Source organism: Opitutus sp. sgz309028, from assembly GCF_059821195.1.
Genome location: NZ_JCAMRR010000003.1, coordinates 854,606 through 880,133, shown reverse-complemented (window position 1 = coordinate 880,133; position 25,528 = coordinate 854,606). Strand labels below are relative to the sequence as shown.

Annotated in this window: 23 protein-coding genes; all 23 read right to left on the bottom strand. The window is 66.6% G+C overall.

Going from position 1 to position 25,528, the window contains the following annotated elements; genetic code table 11:
* Nucleotides 1-2: 2 nt before the first annotated feature.
* The gene (locus tag AC6RV7_RS15220) at nt 3-902 is read right to left on the bottom strand and encodes a polysaccharide pyruvyl transferase family protein (RefSeq protein WP_500094873.1); all 900 of its coding nucleotides are present in this window, start codon (nt 900-902) and stop codon (nt 3-5) included.
* Entirely contained in the window at nt 881-2,065 is a 1,185-nt protein-coding gene (locus AC6RV7_RS15215) for a glycosyltransferase family 4 protein (protein ID WP_500094872.1), read from the bottom strand. The genes AC6RV7_RS15220 and AC6RV7_RS15215 overlap by 22 nt, the downstream gene beginning before the upstream one ends.
* Entirely contained in the window at nt 2,055-3,335 is a 1,281-nt protein-coding gene (locus AC6RV7_RS15210; protein WP_500094871.1) for a hypothetical protein, read from the bottom strand. The genes AC6RV7_RS15215 and AC6RV7_RS15210 overlap by 11 nt, the downstream gene beginning before the upstream one ends.
* Nucleotides 3,325-4,539 carry a glycosyltransferase gene (locus tag AC6RV7_RS15205; RefSeq protein WP_500094870.1) on the bottom strand — a complete coding sequence of 405 codons (1,215 nt, stop codon included), beginning with the start codon at nt 4,537-4,539 and terminating at the stop codon, nt 3,325-3,327. Before AC6RV7_RS15205 ends, AC6RV7_RS15210 begins: the two co-directional genes overlap by 11 nt.
* On the bottom strand, nt 4,536-5,714 hold the full coding sequence (locus AC6RV7_RS15200) for a glycosyltransferase family 4 protein (RefSeq protein WP_500094869.1): 1,179 nt from the start codon (nt 5,712-5,714) through the stop codon (nt 4,536-4,538). The genes AC6RV7_RS15205 and AC6RV7_RS15200 overlap by 4 nt, the downstream gene beginning before the upstream one ends.
* 24 nt (nt 5,715-5,738) lie before the next feature.
* On the bottom strand, nt 5,739-7,091 hold the full coding sequence (locus tag AC6RV7_RS15195) for a hypothetical protein (RefSeq protein WP_500094868.1): 1,353 nt from the start codon (nt 7,089-7,091) through the stop codon (nt 5,739-5,741).
* 2 nt (nt 7,092-7,093) lie between these two features.
* Nucleotides 7,094-8,335 carry a glycosyltransferase family 4 protein gene (locus AC6RV7_RS15190; protein WP_500094867.1) on the bottom strand — a complete coding sequence of 414 codons (1,242 nt, stop codon included), beginning with the start codon at nt 8,333-8,335 and terminating at the stop codon, nt 7,094-7,096.
* Nucleotides 8,332-9,546, bottom strand: coding sequence for a glycosyltransferase family 61 protein (locus tag AC6RV7_RS15185; protein WP_500094866.1), 1,215 nt, complete (start codon nt 9,544-9,546; stop codon nt 8,332-8,334). The genes AC6RV7_RS15190 and AC6RV7_RS15185 overlap by 4 nt, the downstream gene beginning before the upstream one ends.
* Nucleotides 9,543-10,580, bottom strand: a complete 1,038-nt coding sequence (locus tag AC6RV7_RS15180) for a glycosyltransferase (RefSeq protein WP_500094865.1) — start codon at nt 10,578-10,580, stop codon at nt 9,543-9,545. Before AC6RV7_RS15180 ends, AC6RV7_RS15185 begins: the two co-directional genes overlap by 4 nt.
* Complete coding sequence (locus AC6RV7_RS15175) at nt 10,577-11,689, bottom strand: glycosyltransferase family 4 protein (protein ID WP_500094864.1); 1,113 nt, start codon at nt 11,687-11,689, stop codon at nt 10,577-10,579. Before AC6RV7_RS15175 ends, AC6RV7_RS15180 begins: the two co-directional genes overlap by 4 nt.
* Nucleotides 11,686-12,852 (bottom strand): glycosyltransferase family protein, encoded by a 1,167-nt coding sequence (locus AC6RV7_RS15170; RefSeq protein WP_500094863.1) that lies wholly within the window; start codon nt 12,850-12,852, stop codon nt 11,686-11,688. Before AC6RV7_RS15170 ends, AC6RV7_RS15175 begins: the two co-directional genes overlap by 4 nt.
* A gap of 12 nt (nt 12,853-12,864) precedes the next feature.
* On the bottom strand, nt 12,865-13,764 hold the full coding sequence (locus AC6RV7_RS15165; protein ID WP_500094861.1) for a hypothetical protein: 900 nt from the start codon (nt 13,762-13,764) through the stop codon (nt 12,865-12,867).
* Entirely contained in the window at nt 13,761-14,669 is a 909-nt protein-coding gene (locus AC6RV7_RS15160; RefSeq protein WP_500094860.1) for a glycosyltransferase family 2 protein, read from the bottom strand. The genes AC6RV7_RS15165 and AC6RV7_RS15160 overlap by 4 nt, the downstream gene beginning before the upstream one ends.
* Before the next feature lie 125 nt (nt 14,670-14,794).
* On the bottom strand, nt 14,795-15,724 hold the full coding sequence (locus tag AC6RV7_RS15155; RefSeq protein WP_500094859.1) for a beta-1,6-N-acetylglucosaminyltransferase: 930 nt from the start codon (nt 15,722-15,724) through the stop codon (nt 14,795-14,797).
* A gap of 27 nt (nt 15,725-15,751) precedes the next feature.
* Nucleotides 15,752-16,651: a glycosyltransferase family 2 protein gene (locus tag AC6RV7_RS15150; RefSeq protein ID WP_500094858.1), complete on the bottom strand. Its 900-nt coding sequence runs from the start codon at nt 16,649-16,651 to the stop codon at nt 15,752-15,754.
* The gene (locus AC6RV7_RS15145) at nt 16,648-17,742 is read right to left on the bottom strand and encodes an NAD-dependent epimerase/dehydratase family protein (protein ID WP_500094857.1); all 1,095 of its coding nucleotides are present in this window, start codon (nt 17,740-17,742) and stop codon (nt 16,648-16,650) included. The genes AC6RV7_RS15150 and AC6RV7_RS15145 overlap by 4 nt, the downstream gene beginning before the upstream one ends.
* Complete coding sequence (locus AC6RV7_RS15140; protein WP_500094856.1) at nt 17,739-18,836, bottom strand: Gfo/Idh/MocA family protein; 1,098 nt, start codon at nt 18,834-18,836, stop codon at nt 17,739-17,741. Before AC6RV7_RS15140 ends, AC6RV7_RS15145 begins: the two co-directional genes overlap by 4 nt.
* A gap of 26 nt (nt 18,837-18,862) precedes the next feature.
* A complete protein-coding gene (locus tag AC6RV7_RS15135; protein WP_500094855.1) occupies nt 18,863-20,020 on the bottom strand; it encodes a glycosyltransferase family protein in 1,158 nt (385 codons plus the stop codon).
* 2 nt (nt 20,021-20,022) lie between these two features.
* Nucleotides 20,023-20,982, bottom strand: coding sequence for a glycosyltransferase family 2 protein (locus tag AC6RV7_RS15130; RefSeq protein ID WP_500094854.1), 960 nt, complete (start codon nt 20,980-20,982; stop codon nt 20,023-20,025).
* Nucleotides 20,979-21,854 (bottom strand): xenobiotic acyltransferase family protein, encoded by an 876-nt coding sequence (locus AC6RV7_RS15125; protein ID WP_500094853.1) that lies wholly within the window; start codon nt 21,852-21,854, stop codon nt 20,979-20,981. The genes AC6RV7_RS15130 and AC6RV7_RS15125 overlap by 4 nt, the downstream gene beginning before the upstream one ends.
* Nucleotides 21,855-21,867: 13 nt before the next feature.
* Nucleotides 21,868-22,800, bottom strand: a complete 933-nt coding sequence (locus AC6RV7_RS15120) for a glycosyltransferase family protein (RefSeq protein WP_500094852.1) — start codon at nt 22,798-22,800, stop codon at nt 21,868-21,870.
* A gap of 8 nt (nt 22,801-22,808) precedes the next feature.
* On the bottom strand, nt 22,809-24,137 hold the full coding sequence (locus tag AC6RV7_RS15115; protein WP_500094851.1) for a glycosyltransferase family 4 protein: 1,329 nt from the start codon (nt 24,135-24,137) through the stop codon (nt 22,809-22,811).
* A gap of 72 nt (nt 24,138-24,209) precedes the next feature.
* On the bottom strand, nt 24,210-25,511 hold the full coding sequence (locus AC6RV7_RS15110) for an ABC transporter ATP-binding protein (RefSeq protein WP_500094850.1): 1,302 nt from the start codon (nt 25,509-25,511) through the stop codon (nt 24,210-24,212).
* Nucleotides 25,512-25,528 lie beyond the last annotated feature (17 nt).

Below are 25,528 nucleotides of genomic sequence, written 5' to 3'. Positions count from 1 at the left end.
TCTTAGCTGGCGGCCGCAGCCGGACGGCCGCCGAAGAGCCGGCGCACTTTCATCTCCACGCGGCGCACGCGGCCCCAATACAGCGCGCGGGTGAACTGCCGCATCGAAAACGGCGTGCGCTTGATGAAGCGCACGTGCGGCATCGCTGCCAGGCTGTGGTGATAAATGGCCTCGTTCTTGAAGTAGTTGTTGCGATAGAAAAACACCTTCCGGCCCATCATCGCCGCCGTGATCGCGCCGTGCGTGCGATCCGTGTGAATCTCCGAAAAACGCGCGACGAAATCGAGCAAGCGCTCCGGCTCCGTGTCCCGCCCGTAGGAAGCGTCCTCGATGACGTCCATGTTGCGCGGCAGCCGGCCATACGCTGCCTCGTTGTCCTGGCGAAAAACGCCGGCGCGTCCGCTGGCCGGCCGCGCGGTCCAGGGGCTCAGGTCCGCGTGAAAGGCGAGATCGTGGCCGATCAACAGCGCCTTCGGCTTCACGCCGGCCTGGCGCAGCATGTCGAAGCTGACGAGTTCGCGGCAGAACACCGTAAACTTCTGATTCCATGTCTCCGCGAAATCGCGCACCCGCGGCTCGTTGAGATCGAACGACGACGGCAGAATCACGATTTCCGAGAAGCGCGGTGCCATCGACATGAGCAAACGCGGCAGCGAGTGCGTGCCGCGCGAGAGCGCGCCCGCGCCGTAGATCAGCAGGACGTCGCCGTTCATACGGCCGAGGTCGTCCGTTTCGTGGAACTCGCGGCAAGCTACGCCCAGCGACGACAGCAGGCGTCGGCCGCCCATGTGAATCACCCCATCGCCGCGGTTGCCGCGGTTCAACAGCGCAACGATCTCACGCCCGCGGAGATCCGTGAGCAGTTGAGCCAGGGCGCCATTCATCGAGAGTCGGGAAGACATGCTTCGACATACGACCCGGTCCCCGCGTGGGGTTCCCGCAGCCGGCGAAATTCGGCGATAAACCTGCCGGCGATTTCCGGCAGGGTGTAATCATGAGCAGTGGTCCACGCGGCCGCCCGGCGGCGCGCCAGTTCCGCGGCGGAGGCCGTCGCGGATGCGAGCGCTTCCGCGAGGCTGGCGGCCGGATCCGCCCCGCGATGATCGAAGACGAAACCGTTTTCGCCGGCGCGAACGAAATCCTGAAAACAGCCCAAGCTTGAGACCACCGGCGCGCAGCCCGAGGCCATCGCTTCCAGCACGGCGAGGCCGAACGTCTCGCCTTGTTCGGCCAGCGATGGGTAGGCAAAAACCGCGGCGCCTCGATACTGCCTTGCAAGTTCCGTTTCGTCGAAAATCGGCTCCAGCAATTCGATCCGCGCGCCCGCGGGGTGTGCACTGCGGCGCAAGCGTTCCCGATAATCCGCCCCGCCGCCACCTTGCTCTGTGCGCCACGGACCGACGATGCGCAGCGTCCAGTTCTGCAAAGCGCCAGCGCTGACGCGCACGAAGGCGTCGATGAGGAGGTGCACGCCCTTTTCCGGATGCAGCCGGCCGGTGTAGAGAATCACCGGGGGACTCGCTGCTGGCGCCGCCTCCGACAAATACGCCGGCCCGACCGGGTAAGGCACGACCTGCACCCGCGCTCGCGGCGCTTCGCGCAGAATCGCGGCCCGGATCGGCTCGGACACCGTCTGCAAAACCGCCCGGCGCCCATACAGCCGCATCTGCCCCTTGGGAAAACGGGCGACATGCACATACGGAACCCCGCGCGAGCGGCGTCGCTCCACGATCGGCATCCAGAACGTGTTGGTGACCACGACGTCTCCTGGCGGCAGCACCCGGCGGGCGCGCAACGAGTAGAGGAGGTCGAGCTGCTTCAAGCGCCAGAGCGACGCCGGTGTATCGTAACCGCGAATACGACGATGCTGCACGCCGTGCTCGACATTGGCGGCCGGCAGCGCGGGATGGGCGCGACTGACATGCGTCACCTGGTGCCCGGCCCGGGCGAACTCCTGTCCCAGCGCATACCAGGCCTTCTCGACGGCGCCGCCGAGCAGTGGCGGCACCGGGAGGAATGCGCCCTGGACGATCGAAATACGCAACAGCGACGAATCAGTGGACATGAGCCTTCGTGCCGTTGACGGGAGCGGCGGCCCTGGAATGCGTCCGCGCGCGACTGCGCCAGAGGATGCGGTTGGCCGCCGAACGAAAGCCGTCCTGCATCGCGGCGGGCACGAAATCCTTCAGCGCCTTGCCGGCCTGCCAGAGGCGCTGGCGCCGGCGGTTGCGGCTGATCGTGCGGGCAACCGCCGGAACCCAGGGGGCCTGCAAGCCGCGTCGTTTCGCTTCCGTCAAAAGATAGATCTGCTCCTCGAGCGCATTGGGGCCCTTGATCACGAGCCGCTCGATTGCCGACGGGTCGACCGGCAGCGGAAAGGCGTCGGCTTGGGACACGCCCACCAGCTCCAGCATCAGCATCGTGCGCACGCACTTTTCGCAACGACAGCAGTTGCGATCCATTTCCGCGCCCTGCCAGCAGACACGCAGGTGCCGCATCGCCATCGGCCACCGGGCGAGGAGCTCCAGTTTTTGGATACGGCCGAACGACGTGCCGTCGTGCACGATCGGGAACGACAGGCTGGAGAGCATTGGATCCGTGAGCGGGCTCGAGCCGTAGTTGAACTTCGTGTGCGACCAATCCTGGAACGACGGCAGCAAGCCGTAGGAGTAGGCGGGTTGGTAGAATGCCAGGCACGCCGCGACCGCCGTCGCATAAATGTCCTCCCATTTGACGGGGAGCGAGCGCAGGTTGGTCGCCCCGAGGTGCAGCGCCAGCCCGGCGTCGTCGGTCAGATGCCGCGACCGGGCGGCGGCCCGGAGAAAGGTCTCGCGCTGTTCGAGCGGAATATCGAAGCCGTGCATCATCAGCGAACCCGACAGCAGACGCTTCGGCTGCAGCGACGAGAGCGGCGTGTGCCGGTAAACGGTGAAGCAGCTGTCCACGCCGCCCGAGAACGCGCTGATCCCGCGCGGCGTCCGCGCGGGGCGAAACTCCTCCGCCGTGGACGATGCCTGGAGCTCCATTGGCGGCACCGGCCGGCCGCGGTGAAACGCCTGGTAGGCCGATTGAAAATCGGCGAGGTTGGCGAGCAGGCCGGGGGAGACGGCGCCGTGGATGTTCATCCGCTTGTATCGATCCATCGCATACACGAGCGTCGCGATCACGAAGGGATCGGCACGCCGGGTCAGCATCGGCGCGTCGTCCGCTGGAAACCGGAACCACAGCCTGCGCTCGCCGGCCGCGTCCACCAAACGGGCCGAGAATTCGATCTGTTGCGGAGTCGCGGCGAATGGCGCATCGACCACCAGGTCGACGGCACCTTCAGGCGGCATGGGAGGCACGGGGGTTTTCATGGGGAGAGCGCGGACGGGTTGAAGTCAGCTGCGGGCCGATCGTCTCGACGAGACTGCGCGCGACCCGCGAAATTTCGTAGCGCGAGTGAAACAACCGCCGGGCGGCCTCGCGCATCGCCGCTTGCTGCGTGGGCGTGGTTTCCCTCCACCGCCGCAACAGGCGCATCGTGCCGTCCTCGTTGTCGGCATCGGCCCAGCCGGCGCCGGCGCGCTCGATTTCGGGCCAGATGTTCACCTCGCGCGAGATCAACACCGGCGTCCCGGCGGCGAGCGCTTCGACGACCGCGATGCCGAAATTCTCCTGGTGCGAGGGCAACACAAATGCCTCGGCCGCGCGCAACGCGCCCCATTTTTCCGCGCCCTGCAGCATGCCCGCCCAATGCACCGCGCCGCCGGCTGGTAGTTCGCGGACGAGGGAGTCGAGTCGCGCGCGATAGCCTGCGTCGGCACACGGGCCGGCGATCACCAATGCGGGCGGCGGCCGCCTGGTCTCCGCCGCGATCTGTCGGTAGGCCCGCAGCAACAAGTCGACGCCCTTCTTCGGATGGACGCGGCCCAGAAACAGCCAGAAGGGTCGGCCGGCGAGACCGGGCTGCGAGCGCTCCCACGCGGCGATTTGTGCCGCGGCCTCGTCCGGCGGAGCGCCGGCGCCATAAGCGACGACCCGCTCGCGGCACTCGAACGGCCGGAAAGTGGTGCGCGCCAGCCGCAACTCCTCCTCGCAGGTGAAGAGCACCGCGGCAGCGTCCTTCAGCACCCGCCTCTCGCAGAGCTGCCAGTAAACCCATTTTTTGGCATGCTTCAGTGGATACGCGCGACGAAACCACGGATCGAGCATGCCGTGGGGAAACACGAAATAGGGAACAGATGTGTCGCGCAGCGCGGCACGCACCGCGCGGCCGTGATATTGCCAGAGCCCGTGCACGAACACGGCATCGTAGTTCCGCGCGTGACGCTGCAGCCAGGGCAGCAGCCGGGGCGAAAACGCATAGCCGCCACGCGCCGGACCGAGCGCGTGCACCGGCGCATCGCCCACGCGCGGCGCTCCGGAACCCGGAGCATCCAGGCTGACAAACTCCGTCGTGTGTCCGAGGTCCGCGAGCGCAGGCGTGACCGCCCGCAGGCCCGCCGCCGGCCCGCCATGGCGCGGATCGAGGGTGGCGATGACGCGGAGCAGTTTCATGCGGCTGCCGGCGCGTGCGCGTTTATCGCCTGACGATAGACCTCGAGGTAGCGCGCGATCATGTGTCCCGGATTCCATTGGGGCGCGCGGGCGAGTCCGCAGGCGCGCATGGCATCCCGTGCGCCCCAGGCGAGCGCGATCCGGCGCCCGGCCTCGCGCGGGTTGCCCGGCGGCACATAGGCACCCGCTTCGCCGCCCACCTCCGTCATCGGCGCGCGGTCGGAGGTAAAGACGGGGCAACCGCAGGCCTGGGCCTCGGCCACCGGCCAGCCGAATCCCTCGTGCCACGAGGGAAACAGCAATCCCTGCGCGAGCGTGTAGATGGCGGAGAGCTGCGCCTCGGAGACATTCGAGACGTGGACAATCTCCGACGCCAGGCGCAGGCGCTGGATGCGCGCGACGATCTCCGGCGCGAGCGGTTTGCCCACCATGAGCAGCTTCGGCGGCGGAGAGAGGCGTCGGCGCAGCTCGGCGTAGATGTTAATCACCCCGCGGCGGTTCTTGTACCACTGACCACCGCCGATGTTCATGAGGTAGCCGCGGCCATCGAGATCGAGCACGCCCGGATCGAGTCCGCGCTCGACGAGCATCTCGCGCACAATTGCGCGCGCCTGCGCCGGCGGCACGGGTTGATACGGATAATTCAGCGCGAGCGGAATCACGGTGGTGCGCTCGAGCGGCACGTTCGCGAGCCGGCGCAGTTCCAGGCTCGTCTGGTGCGACGTCACCACGATGCGCGGGAGCTTCGCGAGGCTTTCGAGAATCCACGACTGGTAGCGGCGGCCGAGCGCGGAGACCCGGTGCTGGGGGAAATCGCCGTGCGCCGCGCGGATCTGGAGCAGGTCATGGCAGGTGGCTAACAACGGGCGTCCCGCGAACAGCGGACCGTAAACCGCGTTGGCGTGATCGGTGATGTGGACGACGTCCGCCTGCAGCCCGCGCGCGAGTTGCTGCCGCACGCGGCGCGGGAAAAGCACGAATTTGTCGAAATAGCCGATGAACTTCGCCGCGCCGTTGTAACGGTAGCGGGGAAGCAGGCGGACCAGCCGCGGCTCGGGCGACCAGGTTCGCACCTCATGCCCGCCGTCCCGCAGGCTTTGCTCGAGCAGCCGGGAAAAGCGCAGCATGCTTTCCTGCCGGTCAGGCACGAAGTTTCCGATCAAGAGAATGCGCATGGATCGCCGAAGTGAAGGTTGGACCTAGTAACGTTCCCGCCACGGGACCGGCGCGGCGGCCACCGGTTCGACTTCAGTCGATTCATTTTCGTTTTCCGCTTCCTCCTCTTCCTCATCGTCTTCGTCGTTGAGCGAGGCGAGGAGCAGACCGCCGCCGAGCACTGCGAACCCGAGAATCGTCGGTGGCGCCCACTGATTCAGCGCGATGGGAATCGCACAGGCCGAGAAGATCAGCAGCGGAAGGTTGTCGCGATTCTGGAAAAGCGCGCCGAGCGCCTTCAGTCCGAGATGCGCCACGATGCTCAGGCGAAACAGAATGAACGCGCCGCCGAGCACCGGTCCGAGCTCGAGGAAGATCTTGCCCCATTCGTCCTCCGCGAGCAGGAACCCGACGCGACCGGACAACAGCCGTGCGCCGACGTTGGAGCCGACGCCGATGCCGTTGCCGAAAAAGGGCGCGACGGAGGCCCAATGGAGCGGTTGCGTAAAGCCGCCGACGATGCGGCCGACGATTCCGCCCCAGGCGTCGCCTTGGGTGCTGACCGCGGCGGTTTCCCAGCGCGCCTGAAAGACTGTGGATGCTTCGCCGAAAATCGGCAGATAGGAGACCGCGATCGCGACGGCGCCGAGCGCGATGCCGGCCTTCAGGTGCGCGCCGGAGCGGATGCCCGCGCGCGACATGGAGAGGATGAACGCGAGGCCGACGATCGCCGTTGCCAGCATCGCCGTGCGGCTGATCGAGACGGGCAGCGCGATCAGGATCGCGAGGCCGCAACCGATCAACAAGGGCCACCACAGCCGCCGGTGACCGCTCGCCTGATTCAGAAAGAACGCCGCCGCGAGCGGGAAGAAAAGCTGCGGGCCGGTGATGAACGAGAAGAACCCAGGCGGACGAATGCGCCCCATCGCGCCGTAGATTTGCCCGCCCTCGTCGCTGCCGATGCCGCGGTTGATCCACGCATTCATCGGCGAGCGAAACTGCATCATCATGAGCACGGTCATCGGAATCGCCACGAGCAGGATGAAGGAGCCGATACGCTCCACGTCCTTGCGATTCAGCACCTGGGGGATGATCCAGATCAGCGGCACGTGGCCGTAGTTGATGCGCAGCCCGTAAGCCACCACGAGCGCATTGGTGTTGGTCACGAAGAGGCTCGCCACCGTGGAACAGAAGGCGAGCACACCCGTCGCGACGATGAAACCGTTCATCGGAAAACGGCCGGACATCAGCGCGAGTGCATAAATGCCGAGCGCCACCGGATCGCGCGCGATCAGCAGCGGATCCGACAACGATGGCATGACCCACTTGCGCAGCGCGCCCTCGAACAAAAGCAGCACCACGTAGAGCCAGATGAGGAACTTGATCTGCTTATCCATCTTCAGGCGCGAACCAGGCTCGACGACACGCACGCCGCCAGCGACTGGCCGTATTGGTCCCAGGTGAATTCCCGCGCCCGCGCGCGGGCCCGCTCGCCCATGTCGGCGCGCAAATCCGGATTTCGTTGCAACAGCTCGAGCCGCTCGGCGATCGCCGTGGCGGAGCGAATCGGGACAATGAAGCCCTCGACGCCATCCGTAATGAGATCAGGACCGGCGGTGTGCGGTGTGGTCACGATCGGCAACCCCATCGCCATCGCCTCCAGCAGCACGAGTCCGAAACCCTCGAACAGCGACGGGAAAACGAACACGTCGTGCGCGGCCATCTCTGCCAGCACCTCGCGATGCGAGCAGGAGGAGATCCAGCGCGTCTGCGCCAGCGCGCGGTCCAGCGCGGGACACTCCGCCAGCGGACGCGTTCCGATCACGGTCAGCTCCACCGCCGACCCCAGCAGGCGAATCGCCTCGAAAAGGTAACTCAGGCCCTTCCGTTGTCCGAGCGAGCCGACGAAGAGCACGCGCAATTTGGATCCACGGGAGCGCGGTGGGGCGACGGGCGGCGGCGACTCGGGTTCGGGTGCCCCGTAGGGGATCACGACCACGGAGCCGTTGAATTCCGGTGCATGCTCCAGAGTGCGGAGCGTGAACGTGCTCGCGACGACGACGAGGCTGGCCTGATGCAACTCCGCGTCCTTGCGCGCGGTCTTCTGCGGGCTGTCGAGATTGCCGTTGATCGTCATGGCCCACGCGGGCTGCAACTGCGCCTCTTCCTGCAGAATCGACCGCGCGGCGCGCCAGTAGCCGATCGGAAGGTCATAGAACCGCAGCTGGCCATTGCGGGTCGCGGCGCGGAAACTTTCGCGCGCGCCATCCTCGTAGGCGTAGACCGCGCGGAACCGTGGATCCGCCAGGCGTTCGCTTACGCGGCGGTCGAGGGAACGATAGACCGCGTCGACGCTCAGCGGTCCTTGTTCGTGGCGGACGAGCGAGCGCAGTCCGGCGCGCGGCGCGAGCAGCCGGCCGAGTTCGCGCAGGGGGAATGAGCGCATCTTGCCCTCCAGCTCCGCCGGAAAGACCCGGCGTCGCAGCTGGCGCGTGATCGCTCCCGGCAGCAGCCGTCGCAACAGCGGCGTCTCCTGGTAATTGACGCAGGTCCAGAACTCGCCCAGCAAACCGGCGCGGTGCAGCCCGAGCGCGGCGTGGCGGACGTTGGCGTTTCCTGTCGGATGGGAAAAAAGAATCATGCGGTGGCAGCTGGGATGGCGGAAAGGATTGGTTCGAGCGCGGCCGCGAAACGGCGGGGATCGACCACGATGTCGCGCTCGCGCGCGGAAACGTCCGGCACACCGCGCATCACCGGGCCCTCGCCCAGCACGATCGTATGCGATAAGCCGATACGCGCGGAGAGCATCCAGTGATACGGGGCCAGCCAGCCCGGTGGCGCGATCTCGACGACATGGGCGCCCGGTGTCGCGAAGGCCAGGTTGGCGAATGCCGCGCCGGACGGGCCGGCGATGATCGCGGCTTCGGCAAAAAGCCGGGCCTGGGCTTCGATCGAAAGGGTGGCCGGAACCACGATTTCGAAGCCATGCGCCTCGAGCAGCGGCCGCAGTTCCGCCTCGTTGCTGAGTTTGCGGAAGCCGGCGTCGTTGCGGCTGAGAAAAATCCGTCGGCGCGGACGACCCACGTCCTCGGCGGGAAGGAAAACCTGCCGGAGAAAGGCGAGGTCCGCCGAGGGCGCCGTCTGATTCTCCGGCTTCAACGAGGGCACCACCAACCGCCGCGCGCGGAGATGCAGCGCATCGTCCGCGCAGATGATTCTCGCGGGGGAGATTCCCAGTCGCGCCAGGGTCGCAAGCTGATAACGGCGCGAAGCATGATTCACGAGCACGTGATCGAACTCCTCGAGACGCCAGCCCGCGGCGCGGACCCGGCCGAGCCGGGGCAGCAGATCGATCATCCAGTGGTGGAAGTTATCTCCGGCCTCCGGCGTGACCAGATAAAGCAGGCTGCCGTCGGTTCGCTGCGGCCGCGGCAGATGGGTGCGCGTCCACACGGTGTGAAAATCGGCGCCGCACGGATCGTGAGTGAAGGCGGGAACGAAGCGTCCGTCTTTGGTGAATACACCGCCGGTTCCGTGTCCCCACGCGATGCCGTCGGTGAACTCCGCCACGTAGGCCGGCGTGCTGGTTTCCCTCGTGCGGTCGGCGAAGAAGGCGCGAGCGGCGGCGGGAGCGTCCCCGAGCTCCGGCAGCGGCCGCGTGAAGGTCTCGCCGCCGGTCAGGCGCACGACCCGCACGTCCGGCGATGCGTCCCGCAGCGGGTCGAACGTGTCGTTCGACGGCAGATGCAGGCGTCGGCGCAGCCATGGGAGGCGCCGCGGCGCGGCCAGCGCCCGGATGCGCGCGCGCCGGGCGTGATAGAGAACGGATTTGGCCAGACGTCGAGCGGTCATGAGACGGAGGCCTGCTGGCGCGCGGTGTGCGACTGCTGACGCCGATAATACAAGCGATACGCGATCTCCGGCAGCGAATAGCGCAGTAATTGGAGATAAAAGCGGGGATTGCGCCACGGCGAGATGGTGCGAAGCCCGTAGCGCCGGCAAAAGGCGTTGAAGACCCGCGTGCGCATCAGCGTCTGCCGGATCTGGAGATCGCGCGTGCGGTTCCGGATCGAATCGGATGCGACATGGCGACGCCACTCCGTGCAGGCCTGCGGCAGCGTGATCACCCGTCCGAAATACGGCGCGACGATGCTCAGACGTGTGTCGAGCCAGAGATCCATCTCGTCGGAGAAATCGAGCGGCAGCACGCAGTCGAGATACGTGCGCGAGAAAGCGAGCGCGCTCGTCGGATAGAACAAGTCGACGTCCTGTCGCCGGTAAATCTCCTTCAGATGTTCGACCACGTGTTTCCGCGGTTCGGCATTGTTGCCGATCTTGCGGCCGAATTGATCGATCTTGTCCATCGGCGCCTGGATCAGCACCGCGTCGAGATTGGCGCGGTAGACCGAGAGATAGCGCTCGATCTTGTCGCGCTTGAAGCGGTCGTCCCCATCCAGGAGGAAGATCAGCCGGCCGGTCGAGTGCCGGAAAGCCGTGTGCACCGCACAGGCCTGGCCGATACGCGCGGCCCGCTGCTTTTGCCGGCCTTCGATCAACCGGATGCGGCTCCCGTAGCCGCGCAGGCGCGCGACCGTATCGTCGGAGCTGCAATCGTCGTAAACGATGATCTCGTCCGGCAGCACTTTCTGGACGAGCAGCGAATCGATGCATTCCTCGATGTAGGGCCCGTGATTGCAGGTGTTGACGAGAACGCTCGTCGTCACGGCGCCCGGATCGTCGCCGGTGAACGCGTTGCGCGGCTGAGGATCGCTTCCCTCGCGGCGTCCGGAGGCAAACGCCCGCATCTCGCCCGCGAGGAAGCGGGCGACCATTGCGGACACCGGGTTTGCCCCGACCGCCGGCCATGCTGCGACGGTGTGCTTCATGCGGCCTTCGTCTGCAGATCGCGATTCTCCAGGTAGGCGCACCACGACTCGGCCACGACCGGCGGAGCGAATAGTTCGTCGTAGACCCGGCGTTGATCGTCGCGCGATGTCCTGCCGGACCGGATACGCGACGCGAGTTCCCGCACGGCCGCGGCCAGCGTCTCCAATGTGTGCGGCTGGTTGACGACCACGCAGTTCTCGGCGCTGACGGCCATTTCGCGGGTGCCCCCGCGGTCCGTGGCAATCCACGGCAGGCCCGCCGACATCGCCTCCATGAGACTCAGCGGCATCCCTTCGTTGTGCCGGGAGAACAGCACGAGCGCATCGAGGCTTTGCAGGATCGCCGCCTGCTGCGAACCCGCGGTGTAGGGACCGTGATAGACAACCTCGGGGTATTGAGAAAAGAACGACGGCGGGTAGGCGTCGCCGGCGCCGTGCACATGCCAGGTGATGCCGGCGAGATCGGGATCGCGGCTGAGGGCGCAAAGGTCGTCGATGCCCTTCTCCGCCACGAGCCGGCCCATGAAGCCGAAATGCAGGTGGGCATTGGGCGCATAGAGCCGGTCTTTGACGCCCACCGCCGCGACTGGCGCGTTGGTGAGATAGGGGAGGAAGTGCACGTCGTCGCGTTGGAGCGCCTGGCCCAGCGCGCGCTGGGTCGCCCGGCTGCACGCGACCAGTTCGGGCGCGTTCTTCAGCACGCTCCGGAACGCGCGGGACCAGGTGGCCTGCTCGCCGGCATCCGCGGCTGTGTGGTGGTGATGGACGATCCGGGTGTGCGGGCGGGCCGCGAACCATGCGAGGCGGGCGAGGGCGCTCTGCCCGTTCGTGTAGATCACGTCCCAGCGCGTGTTCTCGTTGCGAATCGTCTCCGCGATCAGCCACAGGCTCTTGCGCAGCTTGCCGGCGTGACCGCGACTCCGCGCCAGTTCGCGCAGGATCACGCCGCGATTCCGCAAGCGTTCGCGCAACTGCGGCGCGAGCGAATTGCTGGTGGTCAGGAGCGTCACCGCGTGACCGCGTGATGCCAGGACCGCCGAGAGATCGCACACGTGGCGTTCCATGCCACCGTAGGCGGCCATTTGGGGAGCGTAGACGAGGATGTTCATGCGACGAGAGCGCCTCGGGGAACGGGACCGCTGAGATGACCGATGAAGCGCGCGGCCAGCGCGGGGAGAATGGCCGCGGGCGGACGCCGGGCGCCGAGCCAGCGGGGAAACGACTCCGGCGTCAGATCGGCCAGGCGTTGCAGGAGGGAGTCGCGCGCGCCGGCGATCGTGCCGTGTCGCGGCTGCCAGTCGTCGCGCGGCACCAGCACCGGCAGGCCATGCTCCAGCAGCGTTGCGGTCGTGCCGCTTTTCTCGATCAACGCCCACGGATGGGTCGCCACGCCGAAATCGCAGGCCTGCAGCAGATGCGAAATCTTTTCGGGCGTTTGCGGCCCGAGGGAAAATACCTCGATGGCATCGCCGTCGGCGGTCAGGTGCTGGAGCAGGCGTTGTCCATGCGCGCCGACCCGGCCGATCGCAACCAGGGCAATCGGGCGGCGCGCGGCGGCGGAGACCTCGCGCAGGAACGCGAGCGTCGGTTCCGGGCGCCACTGCGGGTGAATGGTGCCGAAGATCGCCCCGACCCAGCGCGGCTCCGGTGGCAGTGTGGGCCCCGCCAGTTCGCGCAACTCGGCGCGCGCGAGATAGGACTTCACCGGCAGCACCGGCATGTTGCCGAACAGCGGCAGGATCTCAGCCGGCCAGCCGTAATGCGCGAGCGCGAGCTGGTAGGCGGTATTCGTCGTATGGAGACACGCGGGCGCGAGCCGGCGCAGAAATGCGAGCAATTGCCGCCGCTGGAGAGCGCCGATCAGGCGAGGGCGCAGCCGATCCGCCTGGGCGAGGCCCAGCCACAGTTCGTGCAGCATCACGTGATTCTGCCACGGTGCGGCGGCCTCGATCAGGCGTCCCGCGCCCGAGGGCAGCACGCCTTTCGGATGGAAACCATAAGGCACGAGCTGCCAGCTGACCCAGTCGGGATTGAACTCGTGCAGATGCCGCCGCAACAGCTCGCCGCGCTTCTTCCAACTCAGGCTCGCGGAAAAGCGCACCTCGTCCGGCCGCTGGATCAGGGCGGCCGGCGGGGAGACGTGGCGATCGTGCAGCGCGACGAGCGAGCACGTGTGCCCCAGTTCGGTGCAGGCCGCGGCGAGTTGTCGGACATAGTCGCCGACGCCGTCGCGTCCCGGCGCCAAAGACGAACAAAGGAATGCGATTTTCACAGAAGGAAAGTCTCAGGCCCGGCGGTAAACGCGGCCGAGCAGGGCGCTGGATAGCAGCGACAGTTTGAGGCGGGCGAGATGGCCCGCGGGGAACAGCGGCAGCGGCGACTGCGCGAAACGGAAGAAGGATTTCTGCGCCTGCCCGGGCGGATGGCCGCGCAACGCATCGCGCAGAAAACCGCCACGCCACGGCTTGCGACCGCCGATCGCGTGGGAAAGCAGATGCCCGCCGGGGGCGAAGTCCATTCCCTCCGGCCCCGCGGCATTCACCGGCACGTCACTCGCCATCAGGGCCAGGTTCAACGCATCCTGGTCGGGCGTGTGAAACAGCGCCGTCGGCCGGTCGACCTTGATCGTCGCGAGCGAGCCGATGGCCTCGCCGGCGTATTCAATAATCTGTGACCAAGTCCCGAGCAGGTGCCGGTGGATCCGGGGCAGCCCGACAAAGCCGGCATTGTAGTAGCGGTCGAGGGGACGCCGGGCGGGCAGACCGCGGGCGGCCAGAAAATCCGCCCAGGCCAGCCGCTGCGGATGGCGGGCCGGAAGATAGGAGTTCACATCCTCGCACAGCGCCACGCCGTCGGCCGCCCAACGCTCGAGCACGTTCCATGGCGCTTTCACCACGATGTCCGGATCGAAGTAGTAAAGCTGCTGCGCGTCCGGTGCGTGCGCCGCCCAGCATTCCTGCATGAACACGGGTTTGTAGTGGGTGAAATGCACGCGCGGCGTCACCGGCACGAAGCGCACCTCGATGCCGTTCAACCGGCGCGCGTTCCCGGCCCATTCCGGCTCCGCTCCCCGGTATCCACACACGATGCGTCCCTGAAATCCGCTGGCGTGGAGCGAATTGATGAGGGCGCCGACGCCCAGGTGGTAGTGCCCCTCGAAGAGCGTGCAGACGACGTGGTTCATGCGGCTTTTCCGCGGGTGCAGTTCAAGACGGCGGCGGCGAGCCAGTAGCCGTAGGTCGAGGGCGCAAGCGCCCGATGACGGAGCGCGCGGCCGAAAAAGCCGCGCGCGCTGCGTGGATCGTCCCGCAACGCCATGCGACCCGCGGCAACCCACGCATCCGCCGCCTGACTGCGCCGCAGCCGGCTCGGCACCGCTTCCCAATCGATGTTCTTTTCGAAAACGCGCGCGCTCGCGAGCGCCATGGCGACGCCATGGCGCGACATGGCGCCGGCGTGCTTCCGATAAAGGCAGGTGTTAAGCCCAGTGTAGGCGAAGCGCGCGCCGCTCCGGGCGCAGCGAATCCACATCTCGCGATCCTCGACGTAGCGGAACGTCGGATCGAAGCCGCCGACGTCGGCCCACAACTGCCGGCGCATCACGACGGAGGAAGGCTGGATCAGGTAAGCGCCGTTGAAGAGGCTGCGTGGAAAATCGGCGATCTGCTGCGGCGTCGGTGCGCGCACCTCGAGTTCGCGGCCGCTGTCGCTGTCGAAGAGGATCGAGCCCGAATGGATGAGTTCCGCGGGTCCGCGCGAAAATTGTTCGGCGGCGGTCTCCAGGTGTCCGGTGGTCCAGACGTCGTCGGCATCGAGCAAGGCGATCCATTCGCCGCGCGCCGCGGCGATCCCCGTGTTGCGTGTCGCGGGCAGACCCTGATTTTGCGCGTGGCGATCGTAGCGAACGGACTGCGGCACCGTGCGGGCGAAGGCGCGCACGATGTCCTCGGTCGAGTCGTGGGAGCCGTCTTCGGTGACGATCAATTCCCAATCGGTGAACCGCTGGGCGCGCACGGACTCGAGCGCGGCCGGCAGGTAGCGGTCGGCGCGATAGGCGGGAATGCAGATGCTGACAAGAGGTGGCTTCATCTTGGGAGGACGCGAAAAACGCGGCGGGACCAATAAAAAAGCAGGGCGGAGTGTTGGGCCGCTCTGCCACGCGTCAGATCGGAGAAAATCCGATCCGACGGGCAGCGCATGGACAGCAATTCCGGTCAGGAGTGCGCGACAACCTCGTGAACTGTCGGTGGAAGCCCGAGATGCTCGGCAAGGCGGTCGAGGATTGCCGAGTCGACGGTGTCGTCGAACTTTCGGGCAAAATACGCGGGGCTTTGCCGCAGCCGGTCGAAATCCGCCTCGCGAAACGTGCGGGGATGCGGGCGGTTGGGCGGAAAATCGATTTCCCGCAGATGACCGTTGACGATCGTCGAGGCGAGCGGGCTGTTCAGCAGCACGGTTTGAAAAACGATTTCATTGGCATGCGCCGCATGGCTCAACCAGCGCGTGATGCGCTGCGCTTCGGGATCGTGGGCCAGATAGGCTGCACCGGCCCGGCTGAGGATCACATGGTTGGCGCCGCCGTAGTAGCGGAAGTCCGGCCAGCGTCGCGTGTAGCGCGGAAGGTGCGGCAGCCGGTTCCGCCAGCCGAGCAGGCGGCGGATCCGACGCCCGGCGCCGGGCACGCGCAACACGCGCTCCAGCCACGGCCACTCGAGATAATAAAAGCGCATCCGGTCGCGGGCATTGCTCCACAGCGGCGTGAAGACCGGATCGAACCAGCTCACGTAGTTGAATTCCGGATTCGCCGCGAGGTGAGCGTCGAGCGCCGCCACCGGCTTGATCGGGAAATCCTGTCCCGTGAGATTGATGAAATGATGCCAGCGGCCGTCGGCGCGCAGCGCCGCCGCCATCGCCTGGATCTGCACGGCCGCCATGCGGTAGCCACCCCAGAGGATCGTTTGCGGCCGGAGCAGGTGCACATTGCGATGTGCTCGCGACAGTTGCCGTCCGAGCTCGTGCAACGCGGCCGGCGCGCGGCGATCAAAATGCAGCACCACCACATCTTCCGGGCGGTGGATGGCGCGAAAGAGCCGCTCCACCTGTCGAGGGTTCTTGTGCGCGAGAATCAGGAACGCGAGAGACATGCGGGCTCGTTCGCGGGTGACGCGCACTCAGGCGGCCTTCGCGGCGGGATTGGCTGCGCGCCAGTGAGTAAAGGCCAGGTGGACGGGAATCAGCGGGTTCAACGGTTCGCACCGCCACGCCTGCCAGAAACACGCGGCGCTGCGATCGCGGTCGTGCTCGCGCAGCAGACGGCCCTGGCAAATCAGGCTTTGCGCCAGCAGATGGCGCCGCAGCCGCGCGGGCACGGCGTCGAGATTCTGATATTTCTGATAAAACCGGGTAACGTGCTGCGCGACGACGTAGGTGCGCGCCATCGAGCTCGAAAGGTGTTTGGCGTAATTGCAGGTGAAGCGGCCGGTGCCCCGAACCCGCGCGCCGGCCAGCGCGCAACGCAGCCAGTAATCGCGGTCCTCGCCGATGCGCAGGGTGGTGTCGAACTCGCCGGCGCGACCCGCCACGTCGCGCGTCAACGCGACCGAGGAACTTGTGATGATCACGCTCTCTTCGAAAAGCGCGCGCACCGGATCGGCGAACAGCTCCGCCGGCGGCTGCACTTCCTCGATCAGCGTTTTCTTCACGAGATCGAAGGTCCGCACGCCGCTCACGACGAGATCGGCGCCGGCTTCGATCTGTGTCGCGGCATTGGCGAGGTGATCCGGCTCCCAGGTGTCGTCGGCGTCGAGAAAGGCCAACGCGTCTCCGCTCGCAAGCTGGAGCAGATGATTGCGCACCGTGCCGACGCCGAAGTTTTCGCCGAGATTCCGGTAGACGACCGGCTGCACGCACGACGCGGCGAACTCCTCGACGATCGTCTTGGTGTCGTCGCGCGAGCCGTCTTCGACGACGACGATCTCCCAGTCGCGGTGAGTCTGCGCCCGGACGCTGGCGAGCGCCGTGGCGATGAACGGATCGGCGTGAAAGGCGGGGATCAGGACGCTGATTTTCATGCGGCAAAAGACACCTCGCCCTGGGCAAACCGCCACCAGGCGAAACTGCGGTTCATCCCGTCGGCGAAGCTCACCGACGGCCGGTAATCGAGATTTTCCTCCGCCCGCCGGTGCGGCAGTTTCCAGCTGCATTGCTGCAGGAGCGCCATTTCCTGCGACACCCGCGGTTGCGGGCCGTTGGGGATGGTCCACGAATCCTGACGCGGCGCCGGCGCGTTGGCCGCGATCACCGCTTTCGTGCTGCGTTTCAATTTGTAAGGCACCAAGGGCAGCAGCCGTTGCACCAACGGATGCGCCGCCGCGCGGTCGGCGCGCTCTTTCCACGAGCGTTTGAACATCGGCAGTTGCGAGAGCTGGTGAATGCTGGCGAGCGGCACGTCGAGATGCACCGCCGCGGTGCGGTAGAACTGCTCCCACGTGACCGTTTCGGCGTCGCCCACGAGATAGGCGCCCGCGGCGTCATCCGTGGCCTGCAGGCAGCACGAGATCGCATGCACGAGATTGTCGACATAGATGCCGTTGCAGATCCCACGGCCTCCTTCGTAGAGCCACGCGCGGCCTTCGATCATCTCGTTCGCGAGGTCCGCGATCCAGCGGGAGCGCGGACCATAAACAACGCCCGGACGGAGCGCGAAACCGACGAGCGAGAGGCGGCGGCATTCCGCGAAGAAGCGCTGCTCGGCGCGGACCTTCGCGTTGTTGTAGTCCATGGCCTGGTTCGTCGTCAGCGGGCTGTTCTCGTCGGTGCCCGGCGGAGGATTCTGCCCGTGCACGGATGCGCTGCTGAGATAGACGAGTCGCTTCACCCCGGCGGCGGACGCGGCGAGACACAGCGCGCCCGGCATCCGCTCGATCTGGGCCGGGTCGCCGATCGCCGCGTGAATCACCGCCGTGCAACCGCTGAACGCCCGCGCGAGGGCATCGGTGTCCAGGGCATCCGCGAGATGCGTCTCGATCGAGAACCGCGCAGGCAGCGCGAGGCTCGAAGGACGGCGCACGATCGCGGCGAGCGACGGGCCGCCGCCGAGGTGAAATTGTTCGATGATGCGGGTTCCGATGAACCCGCTGGCTCCGATGAGGGCGACTTTCATGTGGCGGCAGGCAGAGCGGAGCTGAATTCCTGGGCGCGCGTCGCTTCCTCCGGCGTCAGCCACGGCTGTTCGATCAACGTGCGATGCGCATAGCACTGCTCGATGAGCCGCAGCGAAAGCTGACCTTCCTCACCCGGCACGAGCAGCGTCTCCTCGCCGGCGATCGAGCCGAGGACGTTCAGCAACTGCAGAATGAAACATTGGGCGTTGGTCTCGAGCGCGCGCGGCTGCGGACAATACGGCGGCTCGGGCAGCGGCGCGATCAGCGTGCCCTGCACCGCGGCGGGCGCGCCCACCAGCTCGACCGTGAGGCCGTTGGCATCGTTGACCTTCCAGGTCACGACGCCGCGTTCGAATTCGAAACGATACTGCTGCATGGTGTTCCAGTCGCGGCTCAGGTGCACCTTTCCGCGCACGCCGTTGGCGTGGGTGAGCTGGAGGAAGGCGTTGGTCTCGAGCCCGCCCATGGCATCGTCGGCGTAACGCAACGTTTCCGGTTCCCCGAGCCACCAGCCCAGCAGGTCGAGCACGTGCACGCCGACGTCGAGCAACACTCCGCCGGGCGTCTGCGCGCGATCGAAGAACGAGGGTCCCGCCGGCCAGCGGAACGGTCCGCCTTCGGAAATCGAGTAGGTCACGAGCGGCCCGAGCAGCCAGTCCCGGCACAGGCTGTAGAGATAGCGACTGGCGGGAAAAAAACGTTTATACAAACCGACGGCGAGCAGGCGATCGTGCCGACGCGCGGCGGCCACCATCTCCGCGGCTTCGGCGGCGCTCGAGGCCATCGGTTTTTCGCAAAGCACGTGCCAGCCGCGTTCGAACGCCGCGATGGTCTGCACAGCGTGAAATCCGGGCGGCGACGCGATGATGGCGAGGGTGCCGGCCGGCGCGGTGGTCTGCTCGAGCGAGGCGGATTGGCCGGCTTTCGGAAACGCACGGGCGACGAACTCGCGGGCATTCACCGCGGGGTCGACGATGGCGGACACGCGCACGAAGCCCGCGTTCTGCAACACCCTGAGCGCGGGCACATAGAACTGCCGGGCCACGGCACCGCAGCCGACGAGAATAACGCGACGGGGGGAGGAAGAAGACATTGAACAGGACGAAGTGACGTCCTTTGTCACGCTGCGCGGCGTTCGGTGCCCGGCAGAAGCGCGTTTGCCAGCTGCGCCTGGATGCGAGTCGGATCGAACTCGGTCTGGGCCAGATGAAGCGAGAGCGCGGCGCGCACCTGCCACACCTCGCGCTGCCGCAGACCGGCGGCCCACTCCTGCAACGCGCGGAGATTGTCCGGCTCGTAGAAATACGGAAAACGCAGCCGTTGCGCCCAACGCGCCACCGCGCTGTCCGCCGGTGCCACGATCGCGACGGGCAGACCCAAATGACAGAACTCGACCAGCTTGCTCGGAAAACTCGTGGCGCACCACGGCATCTGCGCAACCGTGTCCGCATAGGAGACGATCACACCCGCCGCCTCGCCGGCGAGATGCGCGAGCGCCTCGCGGTTCGTCGGCTGCGGCGCCAGGCAGCGGACAGGTTCCGTTTCGCAGAAAGCGCGCAACGTCTCCGACCCTTTCGCCATGATCGTCAGTTCGGCGCCGGCCGACTGAATCGCACGAGCGGCGCGCCCCAGGAGCGGCAGCTGCTCCGGCCACACATGGCCCGCGTAGTAAACCCGGGGAAGGCTGGCGCGCCCTTCGTGCCACATCGCCGGACGATCCCAACCTTCCGGAATCGGATAAAGAATCCGTCGGTGTGGCGCGGTGGACGGATAACAATCCGCGAGTTCGGGCGAAACAAACCAGCACTCATCGGCTGCGTTCAAGATGCCTTCATGCACCGCGCGGATCTCGGCTTCCTTTCCGCGCGCGGCGGGAAATGCCGTCGGATCGTCGTGCACCAGCACGTGCAGCGGTGCGCCCGTGATCTGCGCGACGTGCGTCGCGAGTTGCGTGGCGAAATCGGAGTGAAACGCCAGATACGACAGGATCACGTCGGGGCGCGGGGAGCCCGCGGCCGCTTCGTGCGCCAGGAGCCGCAATCGCAGCCAGCGCAAGCTCGGCGAATGCTTGCGATACGGCGGCCACCACCAGCGGCGATGGCACAGCTGCTTCACGCTCCAACCGGCGTTCCGGCACACGCGATAGTCCCCGCCGTAGTCGCCGACGATGGAGATCTTCCAGCCATCCGCGGCGAAGCGCTGCAAATGACGCAGGACGATCACCGGACTGCCGGTTCCCGTGGTGGGATTCTGGCCGATATAAAGAAGATGAGGCATGCTCAGGAGATCGAACGGGAAACGCGCGCCAGGTTCTTCGCCTTGGCCGGAATCGGCGCGGTTAATGCGTAGCGCAGGCTGCGCCACGACTGCCAGTTCCACGGATCGAGCCGGCAGGCGGCGACGCCGTGCCGCACGGCCACGCGGCGGGAACCAAACTGCAAGGCCGTGGCCGCCCATTCGCGGTAGCGGCGGACCGGATCGGCCCACGCGGCGCTGCGATCCGGAATATCCCGCTCGCTGAACGGCAGACCGCGCGCGCGAAACGCCTCCGCCATCACACCGAGCTTTGTCTGGTAGCGGCCGGTGTTTTTGGTGAAGTTGATGCTCGTCGTGTGAATGCGGTAGCAGAGGAGCGTCTCCGGCAGGTTCGCGAGCCGGCCGACCAGCGCGAGGCGAAGGTAGAGATCCAGATCCTCGACGTATTCGGCCTGGCGACGATACCCGCCGATCGAAAGCACCGCGTCGCGCCGGAGCATCACCGACGGATGAATCATCATGCCACCATCGCCCTTGAGCAGTCCGGACTCGATCGACGCGTGATCCAGCGGACGCGGGCACGACATGACGCGGTGGCCGCTCTCGTCGAGGAAATCGACCGCGGTGCCGAGCGCGACGCAGTTCCGATTCTCCTCCATGTAATTGAACTGGCGCGCGAACCGGTCGGGCAGGGCGACATCGTCCGCATCCATGCGCGCGATCAACGGCGCACTGGCCGCCGCCAAGCCATCGTTCAACGCGCCGACAATTCCGGTGTTGGGCCGGCTGACGATATGCACCCGACGATCACGGCGGGCAAAACGCTGCAGGATCGCGAGCGAGCCGTCCCGCGAACCATCGTCGATCGCGAGCAGTTCGAACCGGGTGAACGACTGCGCGAGGATGCTTTCCATCGCGCCGGCGAGGTAGCGCTCCGCGTTGTAAACCGGGAGCACGACACTGATGAGAGCGGAACGATTCATAAAAGAACGGATTCGCGGCCGGTCGGCGAGGTCGCCTCGGCCCAATCGAGAAATGCACGCAGGTCCGGCGCGGCGAGCAGCGGCTGGGCGGAGCGCAGCCGATCATCGGGCCAGTTCCACCACGCCAGGCGCGACAGCCGGGCGATCGCGGTTTCGTCGAAGCGAAAACGAATGAGCTTCGCCGGGGTCCCACCGACGATCGCGTAAGCCTGAACATCGCGCGTGACCACGGCGCCGGCCGCCACGATCGCGCCATCGCCAATCGTCACGCCGTCGCGGATGAAAGCCCGGGCCCCGATCCACACGTCGTGACCGATCGCGATGGGCCGGCGCTCGGCAAAAAGATCGCGCGACGCGAACGTATCGCCGCATTGGCGACGGAGCGAATAGAAGGCCGGCGACGTGGAGCCGAGATCCGTCGGATGCTCGCCCAAACCCGCCAGCACCGCCGGACCGATCGACGAAAACGAACCGACGTCGACCAGATTCAGATAAGCGCTTCGCCCGACATACGTGTAGCGCCCCACGCGGCAGTCGGTGAGGCTGGCCTGACGCTGAAGCTGGACGTGATCGGCCAACGTGGAGTTGAACAACTCCACGTCGCGTTCGAGCGTGCCCCGCGCGCCGACTGTCGTCCGCGCGACCCGTGACCCGCCGCCGACCACGACTTGATCGCCCAAAGTCACCTCCCGCAGGAGCTCCGCGCCGCGCAAAATCGCGCAACGCTCGCCGGTTCGCGTGCCGCGCGCGATCCGCGCGGCGGACTGAACGTAGGTGCCGCGGCCGAGCACCGCTCGCGGATGGCGGCAACGGTTCCACCAGCCGCGCAAGCGGACCTTCGCGTCCCGGGAGATGGGCAGAGTCAAGGGCATCGTCGGAACGAAATCAGAGCGCCGCGAGCCGCCGCCGCAGCGGCAGCACGAAACGGCTGTGCAACCAGATCCGCGGCACGGAACGATCGACGCGTCCGGAGCGGTAGAATTCATTGATCCGCCAGCGCAGCGCGCGATCCTCCCGCAGTGGAATCCGGTTTACCGGAATGGAGTCGACCGGCTCGGTGTCGAACCGCTGATCGGCATGGCAGTGGACGCCGGTGCCATCGTGACCGACGTTGCGCACGAGCGACTGGGTCGGAAACAGCGAGAGTCCGTCCTGCGCCAGCCACGAGGCATACCAGCGCACGGCCCACGACTTGATGCGTCCCGCCTGGTTCTCCTGCAACTGCCGGTAGAAGTCGGCATGGCCTTCGATATTGAACTTTCGGATACGTCCGGGCGCCTGCAGCCGTTTCAGGTGCAGCGCGACATCCGGCTCGTAGTGCCGCCACGCGCGCGCCCACGTGGCCCAGCCCCAACAGGAGAGAATCTGCAGGAAGGCCGTGCCGCGCCGGCGCAGACCGAGCGGATACATGTAGCCGGAAACATGCATCACCCGCGGCTCGGCGGCGTAAAGTTCGAGGCTCGCGTTGAAATACTCGAGGAAGCCCGGCGAGGTGACGATGTCGTCTTCGAGCACGATGACGCGGTCGTGCTTGGACAGGATCTGGCTGACTCCCCCGACGATCGAGTCGGCCAGACCGCGATTGGTGGGGGATTCGAAGACGTGCGTTTCAGCGGTCCAGCGGCGGCTCCGCACCAGCGCGCGCGTTTCCTCGATCCGTGCGAGCTCGGCCGCCGACGCGCCCGGTTTCGGTCCGTCGGCGAACACATGGAGCGGCGTGTCTGCCGCCTCGCGGTTGCGCGCGAGCGCCTCCAGCGTCTGACGGGTTTTGTCAGGCCGGTTGTAGACGAAGAGAGCGACGGGAGCGCGTCGGGACATGGCAAAATTTAGGTCGCGGGCAGCGTGGCCGCAGCCGGAGCGGCCGCAGGAGCGGCGTCAATCTGCAGCCAGCGTTTTACGGAGTTGTAACACGCCTCGGGCGACAAATGCCGGGCGGCCGCCGCCTGCAGGTCGCGGCCAAGTTGCGTGCGCAGATCCGCACTGGCCAGAACGCGCACCATGGCGTTGGCGAAGGCCTCGGGAGCGGACGCGCACAGGACGGCCGGCTCGAAGAATTTCAATCCTTGCAAACCGACGGGCGTGGTGACGCAGGCTTTGCCGTGGCTCGCCGCTTCGACGAGTTTGATTTTCATGCCCGTGCCCCGGAGGAGGGGAACGACCACGGCTTCCGCGGCCGCGTAATCCTGCGCCAGGTTCTCGACGCGTCCACGAAAGACCACACCCTCGCACGGCTCCCGAAAGACCTCGCACACGCCGCCGCAGACGTGCAGCGACGCCTCAGGCCAGGCGGCACGCACACGGGGCCAGACGCGGTCGAGAAACCAGCGCAGGCCTTCCTCGTTGGGAGCGTTGCGACCACCGACAAAGAGACACCGGCCCGCGACCGTGGACGCCGGGGACGAAGCCGCGGGGAGTGGCGCGGCCTTGGGCACCGTGAGAACGGTTTTGGTCGGATGCATGCCACGGAACACTGCGGCGTCCTCGTCGCTGATCGCGAGAATCGCATCGGCGTCGGCCAGCAGCGCGGCTTCGCCTTCGGGATGCGCGGGATTTCGCTTCCGGGGAAGGTCGCTGCGAGCCGCGCCGGTCAGGCGGAGGCGGTGCGACGCGACATCGTGGGTGAGGACCATCCTGCGGGCATACGGCACCTCCGCAGCCAGCGGCATCAGCCAGCAGTAGTTGATCAGAACGGCGTCCGGGGCGATGCGCGCGGCGAGCGCGCGAAACGCCTGCGTCTCCGCTCGCGACGGCAGGGCACTCCAGGCGAAAGTCGCCGGGGACGGACTGGCCGGGCGGGTGGCGGCGCGTCGGGCGAAACGCTGCCGGAAGGCGGGAAACATGCAGAGCAGGGTTTTGACGAAGTGGAGCGAGCGGGCCTTGAACGGCAGCCACCACACGGAGGGGAAAAAGCGCCAGCGCCCGAAATTGATCGCGCCCGGCAGGTGCAGCCGGGCGACCGCATGGAAACGTCGTGAAGAAATGAATACGCCGCGGCGGTAAAGGGCGCGGTCGGGCTGCAGCCACAGCAGGTCGATGACGGCACCGCCGTGCTTGAGATGGGAGAGCAGGTCGAAAAGGTAGGCCCCGGCGCCGTCGTTTTCAGGAAAGGGACAATGCCGGGTGACCACCAGGAGACGATGGCGAGGTTGAAGCATGGGAAAAAGAGCGTGGACGAAGCGCGTCCTGCCAGGACGGGGCAGGACTGGACGGGGAGAATCCGGCGGCGATCAGGCCACCAGTTCCACACCCGTCCGAACGTTCCACTCGAAAACTGGACTCAAAAAACCGGGGCGGCGCGTCACCAGGCACGGTGAATCGCTCAGGCCGCCGCGAACTTCATACGAGAGCGTCGGACCCTTGACGCCCGGTTCGCAGAACCATTTGCGACGATAGAGACTCATGTAGAGACCGACCCGATACGCGCCTTCGTTGACGAACCGCGCCGGAATTCGTGACGTGAGCCGGACCGAGCCGCGCGGCAGGTCGACCCACGACGCCTCCGGCTGGTCGAGATTTGTGCTCACATACAGCAGGTCCATCTCGTCGGTGAAGAGACCGTAGCCGAGTTGGAGGTTCGAATCCGGCTTCAGCACCTCGCCTTCGATGACGACGCTGACCGGCGTATCGTTGGGCACGGGATGCGTGAGGACGTCGCCGTTGGGATCGGTGAGGTAAAAGCGATCGATGCGAAAATAGTCGTTTTCCCACGAGTTGTCCTCGTTCTGCCAGAACGCGCCCGAGGTGCCCTGTTTGTGCTCCGCGATGTACTGGCGAACGATGCCGCGGACGTCCGGACCCTCGCGGACCATCTGTCCCTGGCGCATGAGCACGCCGCGGGTGCAGATGTTTTCCACCGCGTTCATGTTGTGGCTGACGAACAGCACCGTGCGCCCCTGGCCGCGGGAGATCTCGCGCACCTTGCCGAGGCACTTGCGCTGGAAGGCCACGTCGCCGACCGCGAGGACCTCGTCGACGATGAGGATCTCCGGTTCGAGGTGAGCGGCGACCGCGAAGGCGAGGCGCACATACATGCCGCTCGAGTAGCGCTTCACGGGCGTATCGATGAATTTCCCGATTTCGGAAAACTCCACGATCTCGTCGAACTTCCTTTTGATCTCGAGCCGCGACATGCCGAGGATGGCGCCGTTGAGGAAAATGTTCTCGCGACCGCTGAGCTCCGGGTGGAAGCCGGTGCCGACCTCGAGGAGACTCGCGACGCGGCCGCGGATCCGGATCTCGCCCTCCGTGGGCTCGGTGATGCGGCTGAGGATTTTCAGCAGGGTGCTCTTGCCGGCGCCGTTGCGACCGACCAAACCCACGACTTCGCCCTGCTCGACGTCGAAACTCACGTCGCGCAGCGCCCAGAATTCGGTGGCCGGCACCGGCTTCGCGGTGACGCCGAGCGCGGTTTCGTTGCGGCGCAGGCGCGCCCAACGACGCTGGAGTTCATCGCGCAGCGTGGTCATGCCGACGACGCCGAGGCGGTAGCGCTTCGAGACGTTACGAACGGAAATGGTGGGTTGTGACATGGTTCTTCGGATAAAGG